Here is a 10,048-nt window from a genome sequence, read left to right as displayed (position 1 = left end):
ATTGATCGAGGGTGAGCCACTGTATATTCATATCGCGCGCATGGCGCAGAATCATTGGAACGAACATGGCAACATCAGCCTCGTCGTTGGCGCAACGGCACCTGAAGAGATGCAGCGCATCCGCCAGGTTGCTCCAGAGTTGCCATTCCTGGTGCCGGGTATCGGTGCTCAGGGCGGCGACTTGCCAGCGACAGTGAAGGCGGGGCGATTCCCAGATGGTCACGGCCTGATGATTAACTCGTCTCGTGCCATTTTGTACGCATCCAAAGGCGACGATTTTGCTGATGCGGCACGCAAAGAAGCAGCGGCATTGCGGGCTGCCATTGAGCAGTTAAATACCTGAGCCGGTATAGTACTCGCTGCGGCGGTATAGCCGCAGCCTTTCCATCCTGATTCACAACTCGCGAACGATTTCCCGAATTCGGGAAACATCGTCTTCTCCCATCTGGTCGGTTTGCAGACAACGCTCTACGTAGTCGTGATACCGAGCCTGCCATTGCTCAACGGTGGCCGGCTCTTGCCCAAACTCAACTTCAACCAGCTCAACCTGAGGGATCAGGTAGCCAACACAAAACAAATCCGAGTCCGAACATTTCGCCTCCATAGCATGCAACTTTGCCAGTGTCTCGGTCGCCCAGCGTTCAGCTGTTAAATCGGACATACCACCCCCGTACCTTTCAAACCACAGTATCCTTGCGGGTTTTTATGCAGGTACTGTTGATGATATTGCTCTGCGTAATAAAAAGGCGGCACCGAAGCGATTTCCGTCGTGATACTCCCTTTGCCCTGCTTACTCAGTTGCGCCTGATAGGCCTCCAGAGAACGACGCACGGTCTCGAGCTGATTATCGTCGGCGTAAATCGCGGATCGGTACTGCGTACCGATATCGTTACCCTGTCGCATGCCCTGAGTCGGATCGTGTGCTTCCCAGAAGGTTTTCAAAACCGTCTCGAGCGAGACCTTTGATGGATCGTACACAACCTGTACGATCTCAGCATGACCTGTCAGACCGCTACAAACCTCTTCATAAGTTGGGTTTGACGTCTCCCCGCCAGCGTAACCAACGGCGGTGTTTACCACGCCAGGCAACTCCCAGAACAGCCGTTCAGCCCCCCAAAAACAGCCAAGCCCCAGCCAAATCACGCGACAACCGTCGGGGACGTCGCGCATATCGACCGGCAACACAGCGTGAGCAAATGACAGCGACATGGGGGTTGATCGACCCGGCAGTGTCTGCTCAGGTGTGGGCATTTCGATGTTGCGGGACATTAGAGAACCTCCGGTTTCAATTGCAGCTAAGATGTGAGCGAATTATAGTGATTTCAACCATAAACTCGCAGGAACCGGCCATGTCAATCGAAAACCGGCGCTTCGCTCGCATCCCTTTTGATGCAGACATTCGCCTGACACTCAACGATTCCCCCGGCAACACACTGCACGGCACTTTACAGGATATCAGCCTGAAAGGCGCTATGATCGCCCTGAACAGCGATCAACAAGATGACTACCTGGCCGCTGACACCAGCGCCGAACTGATCATTCAACCGGAACAAAGCACTCTGTTACTGACCATGACCGTCCAGGTGGCCTACTGTTTGCCGGAGAAACGCATTTACGGGCTGAACTTTGTGTCACTCGATATTGACACGGCAGCGCATCTGCGCAGATTGGTTGAAATGAATCTCGGCAGCGATGCCAGTCTACAGCGAGAGCTGCAAAACCTGATTGAAGCCATGGAAGACGAAAACCGTGCTCCTTGAACGCAAACACCCGTCCAGAGCCGACTAAGTAACAGATTCTGACTATTTAGGTGCACCCGGCGGTGAGTGCGCGCTATGACAGGGCAATTTTTACGTCTCTAGCAGAAAAACGCACCACAATGACACCCTTTACATCAATGACATCCGCAAAAATTGAAAAACAACGTTGAAGTTTTCGATAAGACATGGCAACTTTCCATGCGGTTGTCCGTGTTTGGGCAAAAGCCTGTAAATAGTCCTTTGGTCGTGCGATTCACATTGAAACCGCAATCACTGGTCAGGCTAGCATTCTGGTTAAATCCGATCGTTGTCACCGCAGTTGGCCTGTTTATTGATAGCAAACCAACTCTTGATGCGACCTGTCATGCATCACCGTCGCCTGACAACGTCCTGAAATAACCGTATTTCGATGCACAAACTTGTGCACCAAGTAATGCAAGAAGCCTCCAAAAGGGGCTATAAAATGATAATAAGAGGATCACTCATGAAAGCATTTCAAAAAACGCTGGCTGCTACGCTGGTAAGCTCTGCTGTTCTGATCGTCGGCTGTTCATCCGATGAAGAAGCAACAACGCAGACCACAGCGGCCCCTGAAGAAAAGTCAGGCCCGGTTCATCCGGTCACTGGTGAAACGCTGGCAGCTGACCAGACGTTTACTTACTGGGCACTGGATGAGCACAGCTCACTAGACCCACAGATTATGGAAGACACCGCCGGTTCTGACCATGCCCGCCAGCTGTTTGAAGGCCTGCTGAACCAAGACGAAGACGGCAACCTGGTCCCAGGTGTTGCAGAGTCTTACACGACTAACGAAGACAAAACCATTTACACCTTCAATCTGCGTGAAGATGCTAAATGGAGCAACGGTGATCCGGTCACTGCTGGCGACTTCGTTTACGCATGGCGTCGTGCGGTAAACCCAGAAACAGCGTCTCCTTATTCTTGGTACATGGAAATCATGAACATCAAGAACGGTGCAGAAATCATCGCTGGCGAAGCACCGGTTGATTCTCTCGGTGTTGAAGCGGTTGACGACTACACCTTCCAGGTTGAGCTGACTCAATCTCTGCCTTACTTCCCAATGATGGTCAACCACTCCACCGTCTTCCCAGTTCACCCTGCAACCGTTGAAGAACACGGTTCTGACTGGACCAAGCCGGAAAACATGGTTTCTAACGGTGCATACAAGCTGACCGAACACGTTGTTAACGAACGTGTTGAAATGGAACGCAATGAAATGTACTGGAACAACGATGACACCATCATCGAGAAAGTTGTCACCATTGTGGTACCTGACGAAAACCAAGGCCTGATCCGTTGGAAAGCTGGCGAGTTCGACCGTGGTCCGGTTCCTTCAGGTCAGTTCAAGTCTCTGAAAGAAGAATTTGGCGACCAAGCAGTATCTGCTCCTCGTCTGTGTAACTACTACTACACATTCAACCTGAGCGAATCTGGTCCGGAAGCGTTCCAGGACGTTCGTGTACGTAAAGCACTGGCCTATGCGCTGGACCGTTCAGTCATTACTGAAAACATTCTGCAAGCCGGTCAGGAAAATGCTTACACCTTCACGCCAAGCAAGACTGCTGGTTTTGTAATGCCTGAAGTTGACTGGGCTGGCTGGACTCAAGAAGAGCGTGACGCCAAAGCGAAAGAATTACTGGCGGAAGCTGGTTACGGCGAAGACAACCCACTTCAGTTCGACCTGCTGTACAACACTTCTGAAGGTCACAAACAGATTGCGACCGCCATGTCTCAGATGTGGAAGTCTAAACTGGGTGTTGAAGCCACTCTGAACAACATGGAATGGAAAACATTCCTGACAGAACGTGGCGAGCAAAACTTCGAACTGGCTCGTGGCGCTTGGTGTGGTGACTACAACGAAGCATCGACCTTCCTCGACCTGGTACGTTCCGGTTCTGGTTACAACGACGGCAAGTACAACAACGCCGAAGTTGACAGCCTGATGGAAGCGGCGAAGACTTCTGCTAACCCTAACGAGCAGTACACGGCCGTTGAACAGCAGTTGGCTGAAGACATGCCAATCATTCCAATCTACTTCTATACGACTAACTTCATGCTGGATGACAGCGTGAAAGGCTGGCCGTACAACAACATCGAGCAGAACTGGTACGTTCGCAACCTGTACAAAGTTGCCGAATAAATCCAGGTCGATGTAACAGTCTGAAAACACCGCCCATCGGGCGGTGTTTTATGTTAGGGCGCAAGAAACCAAAACATCGACAGCATCACAATAAAATCAACAACTTTGACCGATGTTTGTAAGCATATGTTTACACGGTTTAGTAAGTAATTGATTTCGAACGGTTTCCAATTGCACGGAAAGTGTCGCAGATGGTCACCGATCGCGATAAAATCCCCGCCTTTTCTGCGGGTAGAACAGGATAACAACATGTCCATCTTCATACTCAAGCGTTTGTTAACGGCCATACCGACGCTGCTCATTCTGATCGTTATTTCCTTCATTCTGATGCATAGCGCACCCGGCGGTCCGTTCACGTCAGAGCGAGCATTGCCGCCTCAGGTGGAAGCCAACATCAATGCGAAATACGGTCTCGACAAACCGCTTCATGAACAAATTTATATCTACGTTAAGAGCATTGTTCTTGATTTCGATTTCGGACCGTCTTTCCGTTACAAAGACCGTTCCGTAAACGATCTGATTTCCGATGGCTTTCCCGTTACTTTAACCTACGGCAGTATTTCTGCTCTGGTTGCCGTGTTGTTCGGGGTGACACTGGGCGTGATCGCGGCGCTCAACCACAATACCTGGAAAGACTATACCGCGCTGAGTTTCACCTTTACCGCGCAGGTTCTGCCAAACTTTGTTATGGCACCGCTGCTCGTTCTGTTGTTCACCCTGTACTTAGGCTGGTTACCCGGTGGCGGCTGGGAAGGCGGGAAACCGCAATACATCATCATGCCTGTGATCGCACTGTCGACCAGCTATATGGCCACCATCGCGCGTATTACCCGCTCTTCCATGCTGGAAGTCATGAACTCAAACTTCATTCGTACGGCTAAGGCGAAAGGTTTGCCTTATCCCCGGATTGTTTTCAAACATGCGTTAAAGCCTGCCTTACTGCCGGTACTGTCCTATATGGGCCCGGCTATGGTCGGCCTGATCACCGGTTCTGTCGTCATTGACATGTACTTCAGCACCGGTGGCATTGGTGTGTTGTTCGTTAACGGCGCGCTTAACCGGGATTACTCAACCATTATGGGCATCACCATTCTGGTTGGCACACTCACTGTTCTGTTGAATCTGCTCGTAGACATCCTTTACGCGTGGATTGATCCGAAGATCCGTTATTAAGTCTCAGTGGGGAACACAATGATTGTTAATCAGAAAAAAATGCAGGACCTTGCTGACAACATGCTCAATGCAGAAGAAGTCCAGGGTCGTTCGCTGTGGGCCGACGCCGCCGGTCGCTTTATGCATAACAAAGCCGCTGTCGGCGGTGTCATCACGCTTTTATTGATCGTGATTTTTACCTTAGTCGGACCGGCCTTTGCTCAATGGTCTAACGAAGAAATCGATTGGACCGTCATCGGACAGGTTAAAACGCTCGGGGCGCCGTCCATCGAAAACGGCCACTATTTCGGCACCGATGATCTGGGTCGAGACCTCTACAGCCGTGTCATTCAAGGGACAACCATCTCTTTGATGGTCGGCATCATCGGCTCACTGGTCGCTGTGATCGTCGGTACTCTTTATGGGGCAATCGCTGGCTATGTGGGCGGTCGTGTCGACAACGTCATGATGCGACTGGTGGACATCTTCATGTCCATTCCATACATGTTCGTGCTCATTTTGCTACTGGTGATCTTTGGCCGATCCATCAACATGCTCTTTGTCGGGATCGGTTTGGTATCCTGGTTTGATATGTCACGTATTGTGCGCGGACAAACCTTAAGCATTAAGAATAAAGAGTTCATCGAAGCGGCCATCGCCGCCGGCGTGTCGAACTTCACCATCATCATGCGCCATATTGTGCCAAACCTGATCGGTATTGTGATTGTCTACGCCTCTCTACTGGTCCCTGGTTTCATTCTGACAGAATCATTTATCTCGTTCCTTGGTTTAGGTGTTCAGGAACCTCTGACCTCTTGGGGTGCATTGATCAGCGAAGGCGCGAAGACGTTGCAGTACGGTACGCTGTGGCAAATCGGCTTCCCGTTGTTCTTCTTTGTTATCACCCTGTTCAGCATGTTCTTCATCGGCGATGGTCTGCGTGACGCGCTGGATCCGAAAGACCGATAATCACCAGGAGCGAATCATGAGTTTGTTAGAAGTTAAAGATCTCGGCGTTCAGTTCCAAACCGGTGATGGTGTGGTGAGCGCAGTGAATGGCGTTAATTTTACGCTGGAACAGGGAAAGACCCTGGCAATTGTTGGAGAATCCGGTTCAGGTAAAAGCCAGACCGTATTCTCTATTATGGGCCTGCTGGCTCAAAATGGTTGGGCAACCGGTAGCGTCAAGTTCAACGGACTGGAAATTCTCAATCTGCCAGAACAGGGTTTGAACAAAATCCGCGCCGAACAGATCGCGATGATTTTCCAGGACCCGATGACCTCACTGAACCCTTATATGAAGGTCAGCGAGCAGCTGATGGAAGTGCTCATGCTCCACAAAGGCATGACCCGCCAGGAAGCACTGGAAGAATCCATCAAAATGCTGGATGCCGTGCGAATCCCAGAAGCGCGTTCACGTGTTCACCTGTACCCGCATGAGTTCTCCGGTGGTATGCGTCAGCGTGTCATGATTGCCATGGCGTTACTGTGTCGTCCAAAACTATTGATTGCGGACGAACCAACGACTGCGCTTGATGTCACCGTACAGGCACAGATCATGGATCTGTTGTCAGACCTTCAGCGTGACTTTGGTACCTCCATTGTACTAATCACCCACGACCTTGGCGTGGTCGCCGGCTCCTGTGAAGACACGCTGGTCATGTACGGCGGTCAGGTCATGGAATACGCGAAAACCGAAGAAATCTTTAAGTCGCCGGCACATCCCTATACCCGGGGACTGTTATCGGCCATTCCACGTCTGGATCACATTGGCGATCGCCTGAACACCATTCCCGGAAACCCTCCAAACATGCTGCATAAGCCTAAGGGCTGCCCTTTCTCTGAGCGTTGCGTCAATGCCAAAGAGATCTGTAAACAGGAAATGCCAGCATTGCAAATGTTTGACGGAGCCCGCAAGCGCGCTTGTCACGTTCCGGTGGAGGAAATCAAATGAGTACACAGAAAGAAAAGCTTCTCGCGGTAGAAGATCTCAAAGTTTATTTTGATATCTACCCACCCAACTCCATGCCATGGACAAAGCCTCAGAAGTTAAAGGCTGTCGATGGCGTCAGCTTTGATCTCTATGCTGGCGAAACCCTGGGAATCGTGGGTGAATCCGGTTGCGGAAAAAGCACCCTGGCCCGTGCGGTGATCAAAATGGTTCCGGCTGAAGCCGGCAAAGTCATGTGGATGGGCACTGATCTGCTCTCCTCCACCAAGAAGCAGATGCAGAAAGCCCGCAGCGACCTGCAAATGATCTTCCAGGATCCGTTGGCGTCGTTGAACCCACGGATGACCATTGGCGACATCATTTCTGAACCACTGCGCACGCATTATCCAAAAATGTCGGCGTCAGAGCGCAAAGAGAAAGTGAAGGAGATGATGATCAAGGTCGGACTGCTGCCGAACCAGATCAACCGTTATCCTCACGAGTTCTCCGGCGGTCAGTGTCAGCGTATCGGGATTGCCCGCGCCCTGATCCTGAAGCCTAAGATGATCATTTGTGACGAACCGGTTTCGGCATTGGATGTCTCCATTCAGGCGCAGATCATCAACCTGCTGATGGAACTGCAGGAAGAAATGGGACTCTCGCTGATCTTTATTGCTCACGATTTAAGCATTGTTCAGCACATTTCTACTCGAGTTATGGTGCTCTACCTGGGCAATGTCTGCGAAATCACAACGTCGGAACAGCTCTATTCGCACCCGCGTCACCCATACACGCAGGCGTTGATCTCAGCAGTACCGATCCCAGATCCGGAAATCGAGAAGAATAAGGAAGTTATTCTGATCGAAGGTGACCTTCCGTCACCAATGAACCCGCCCTCGGGTTGTGTGTTCCGAACTCGCTGCCCCAAGGCGCAGGCTAAGTGTGCTGAACTGAAACCTCAGCTCGAAGATGCCGGTAACAACCATCAGGTTGCCTGCTTCTACGCGGACTGATCAGCCTGACAGCCCAATAAAAATCCCCGCTCGCTCATAGCGACGGGGATTTTTTTGTTTCAGGAGCCAAGGCTTCGTCAACAGGCTGTCAGTGGCAACATGGCTTTGCAAAAATCACACTTTCGCCTGCGCGCCCTTCCGCTAGAATGGCTGAATCACTGAACCAAACAGGACAACCACATGCCACAGTATCGTTCCAAAACCACCACTGCCGGTCGCAATATGGCGGGGGCCAGGGCCCTTTGGCGAGCCACCGGCATGAAAGACGATGATTTCCAGAAGCCGATCATTGCGGTCGCGAACAGCTTCACTCAGTTTGTACCCGGCCATGTGCACCTGAAAGACATGGGTCAGCTGGTTGCCCGGGAGATCGAAAAAGCCGGCGGGGTTGCCAAGGAGTTCAACACCATCGCTGTCGATGATGGCATCGCCATGGGCCACGATGGCATGCTCTACAGCCTGCCTTCTCGGGAAATCATCGCCGATTCGGTTGAATACATGGCCAACGCCCACTGTGCGGACGCCCTGGTGTGTATTTCCAACTGCGACAAGATCACCCCGGGTATGCTGATGGCCGCGATGCGACTGAACATCCCGGCGATTTTTGTCTCAGGTGGTCCAATGGAAGCTGGTAAAACTAAGCTGGCGGATCACGGTCTGGATCTGGTTGATGCCATGGTCATTGCTGCTGACGATTCCGTTTCGGACGAATACGTCGCTGAAATCGAGCGCAGTGCCTGTCCAACCTGCGGGTCCTGTTCCGGGATGTTTACCGCCAACTCCATGAACTGCCTGACCGAAGCCATTGGCTTGTCTCTGCCGGGTAACGGTACCACCCTGGCCACACACTCAGATCGCCGTCGTCTGTTTGAAGAAGCCGGTCACCGCATCGTAGACCTGGCAAAGCGCTACTATGAACAGGATGATGATTCCGTTCTACCTCGCCGCATTGCGTCCTTTAAGGCGTTCGAAAATGCAATGAGCCTGGACATCGCCATGGGCGGATCCACCAACACCATTCTTCACTTGCTCGCTGCAGCACAGGAAGGTGACGTCGATTTCACCATGAAAGACATCGACCGGCTCTCCCGTGAAGTGCCTCAGCTTTGTAAAGTTGCTCCTAACACCCAGAAGTACCACATCGAAGATGTGCATCGGGCCGGCGGCATTTACGGCATTCTCGGCGAGCTTAACCGCGCCGGACGACTGCATACCGATGTGCCGACCATTCACGCGCCGTCCATGGCCCAGGCACTGAAAGAATGGGACATTATGGAAACCGCCGACGAGAAGAAAGTCGAGTTCTTTAAAGCCGGTCCTGCAGGCATTCCAACTCAGGAGGCCTTCAGCCAATCCACCCGATGGCCAACGCTGGACGGCGACCGCGCCCAGGGCTGCATTCGGTCACTGGAGCACGCCTTCAGCAAAGAAGGTGGTCTTGCCGTTCTGTATGGCAACATCGCCCAGGACGGCTGTGTGGTTAAGACGGCCGGTGTTGATGACAGTATTCTTAAGTTTGATGGTCGCGCACGAATCTTTGAAAGCCAGGATTCTGCCGTGAACGGGATTCTCAATGACGAGGTAGAGGAAGGCGATGTTGTCATTATCCGCTACGAAGGTCCGAAAGGTGGCCCCGGCATGCAGGAAATGCTCTACCCGACCAGCTATTTGAAATCCAAGGGTCTCGGCAAAGCCTGCGCTTTGTTGACCGACGGCAGGTTTTCGGGCGGTACCAGCGGCCTTTCCATCGGACACGTTTCGCCTGAAGCCGCTGCCGGTGGTAACATTGCACTCGTCGCAGAGGGCGACATCATTGAAATCGACATCCCCAACCGGTCGATAAACGTCCGGCTGACGGAGGCCGAGTTAACAGAACGGCGTGCGGCCATGGAAGCCCAGGGAGACAAAGCCTGGAAGCCTCTGGAAAATCGGCCACGCAAAGTGACCCGGGCGTTGAAAGCCTATGCGATGCTGGCCACCAGCGCCGACAAAGGTGCCGTTCGTAACGCTGAGTTGCTCGACGACTAAGGCT

At 52.2% G+C, this 10,048-nt stretch carries 10 protein-coding genes; 8 read left to right on the top strand and 2 right to left on the bottom strand.

Going from position 1 to position 10,048, the window contains the following annotated elements; translation table 11 throughout:
• Positions 1–343 (top strand): beta/alpha barrel domain-containing protein (locus MED297_RS02705; RefSeq protein WP_473965377.1); only part of this gene is annotated, 343 nt, incomplete at its 5' end.
• A 51-nt stretch (positions 344–394) separates the two neighbouring features.
• Here MED297_RS02705 and MED297_RS02700 read toward each other — a convergent pair.
• Both MED297_RS02700 and msrA read right to left on the bottom strand, forming a co-directional pair.
• On the bottom strand, positions 395–661 hold the full coding sequence (locus MED297_RS02700) for a hypothetical protein (RefSeq protein ID WP_008042128.1): 267 nt from the start codon (positions 659–661) through the stop codon (positions 395–397).
• Positions 649–1,269 carry a peptide-methionine (S)-S-oxide reductase MsrA gene (gene msrA / locus MED297_RS02695; RefSeq protein WP_008042127.1) on the bottom strand — a complete coding sequence of 207 codons (621 nt, stop codon included), beginning with the start codon at positions 1,267–1,269 and terminating at the stop codon, positions 649–651. Before msrA ends, MED297_RS02700 begins: the two co-directional genes overlap by 13 nt.
• Positions 1,270–1,349: 80 nt before the next feature.
• Here msrA and MED297_RS02690 point away from each other — a divergent pair, with 80 nt between their 5' ends.
• The 7 genes from MED297_RS02690 (at position 1,350) to ilvD (ending at position 10,044) form a co-directional block, all read left to right on the top strand.
• A complete protein-coding gene (locus MED297_RS02690; RefSeq protein ID WP_008042126.1) occupies positions 1,350–1,760 on the top strand; it encodes a PilZ domain-containing protein in 411 nt (136 codons plus the stop codon).
• A gap of 484 nt (positions 1,761–2,244) precedes the next feature.
• Positions 2,245–3,921, top strand: coding sequence for a peptide ABC transporter substrate-binding protein (locus MED297_RS02685; RefSeq protein ID WP_008042124.1), 1,677 nt, complete (start codon positions 2,245–2,247; stop codon positions 3,919–3,921).
• 249 nt (positions 3,922–4,170) lie between these two features.
• Positions 4,171–5,094 carry an oligopeptide ABC transporter permease OppB gene (gene oppB, locus MED297_RS02675; RefSeq protein WP_008042122.1) on the top strand — a complete coding sequence of 308 codons (924 nt, stop codon included), beginning with the start codon at positions 4,171–4,173 and terminating at the stop codon, positions 5,092–5,094.
• A gap of 18 nt (positions 5,095–5,112) precedes the next feature.
• The gene (locus tag MED297_RS02670) at positions 5,113–6,042 is read left to right on the top strand and encodes an ABC transporter permease subunit (RefSeq protein ID WP_008042121.1); all 930 of its coding nucleotides are present in this window, start codon (positions 5,113–5,115) and stop codon (positions 6,040–6,042) included.
• A 16-nt stretch (positions 6,043–6,058) separates the two neighbouring features.
• Positions 6,059–7,027, top strand: coding sequence for an oligopeptide/dipeptide ABC transporter ATP-binding protein (locus MED297_RS02665; protein WP_008042120.1), 969 nt, complete (start codon positions 6,059–6,061; stop codon positions 7,025–7,027).
• Positions 7,024–8,016 carry a murein tripeptide/oligopeptide ABC transporter ATP binding protein OppF gene (gene oppF, locus MED297_RS02660; protein WP_008042119.1) on the top strand — a complete coding sequence of 331 codons (993 nt, stop codon included), beginning with the start codon at positions 7,024–7,026 and terminating at the stop codon, positions 8,014–8,016. Before MED297_RS02665 ends, oppF begins: the two co-directional genes overlap by 4 nt.
• Positions 8,017–8,196: 180 nt before the next feature.
• Positions 8,197–10,044 (top strand): dihydroxy-acid dehydratase, encoded by a 1,848-nt coding sequence (ilvD, locus tag MED297_RS02655; protein ID WP_008042118.1) that lies wholly within the window; start codon positions 8,197–8,199, stop codon positions 10,042–10,044.
• The last annotated feature ends 4 nt before the right edge of the window (positions 10,045–10,048 follow it).

Origin of the sequence: Reinekea blandensis MED297, from assembly GCF_000153185.1 — a bacterium.
In the GTDB taxonomy this organism is placed as follows: domain Bacteria; phylum Pseudomonadota; class Gammaproteobacteria; order Pseudomonadales; family Natronospirillaceae; genus Reinekea; species Reinekea blandensis.
This window is presented reverse-complemented; position numbering and strand designations above follow the sequence as displayed.

Coding starts and splice junctions, on each gene's coding strand:
- MED297_RS02670 (WP_008042121.1), top strand. CDS start 5,113: ATGATTGTTAATCAGAAAAAAATGCAGGACCTTGCTGACAACATGCTC.
- oppF (WP_008042119.1), top strand. CDS start 7,024: ATGAGTACACAGAAAGAAAAGCTTCTCGCGGTAGAAGATCTCAAAGTT.
- ilvD (WP_008042118.1), top strand. CDS start 8,197: ATGCCACAGTATCGTTCCAAAACCACCACTGCCGGTCGCAATATGGCG.
- MED297_RS02685 (WP_008042124.1), top strand. CDS start 2,245: ATGAAAGCATTTCAAAAAACGCTGGCTGCTACGCTGGTAAGCTCTGCT.
- msrA (WP_008042127.1), bottom strand. CDS start 1,269: ATGTCCCGCAACATCGAAATGCCCACACCTGAGCAGACACTGCCGGGT.
- MED297_RS02690 (WP_008042126.1), top strand. CDS start 1,350: ATGTCAATCGAAAACCGGCGCTTCGCTCGCATCCCTTTTGATGCAGAC.
- oppB (WP_008042122.1), top strand. CDS start 4,171: ATGTCCATCTTCATACTCAAGCGTTTGTTAACGGCCATACCGACGCTG.
- MED297_RS02665 (WP_008042120.1), top strand. CDS start 6,059: ATGAGTTTGTTAGAAGTTAAAGATCTCGGCGTTCAGTTCCAAACCGGT.
- MED297_RS02700 (WP_008042128.1), bottom strand. CDS start 661: ATGTCCGATTTAACAGCTGAACGCTGGGCGACCGAGACACTGGCAAAG.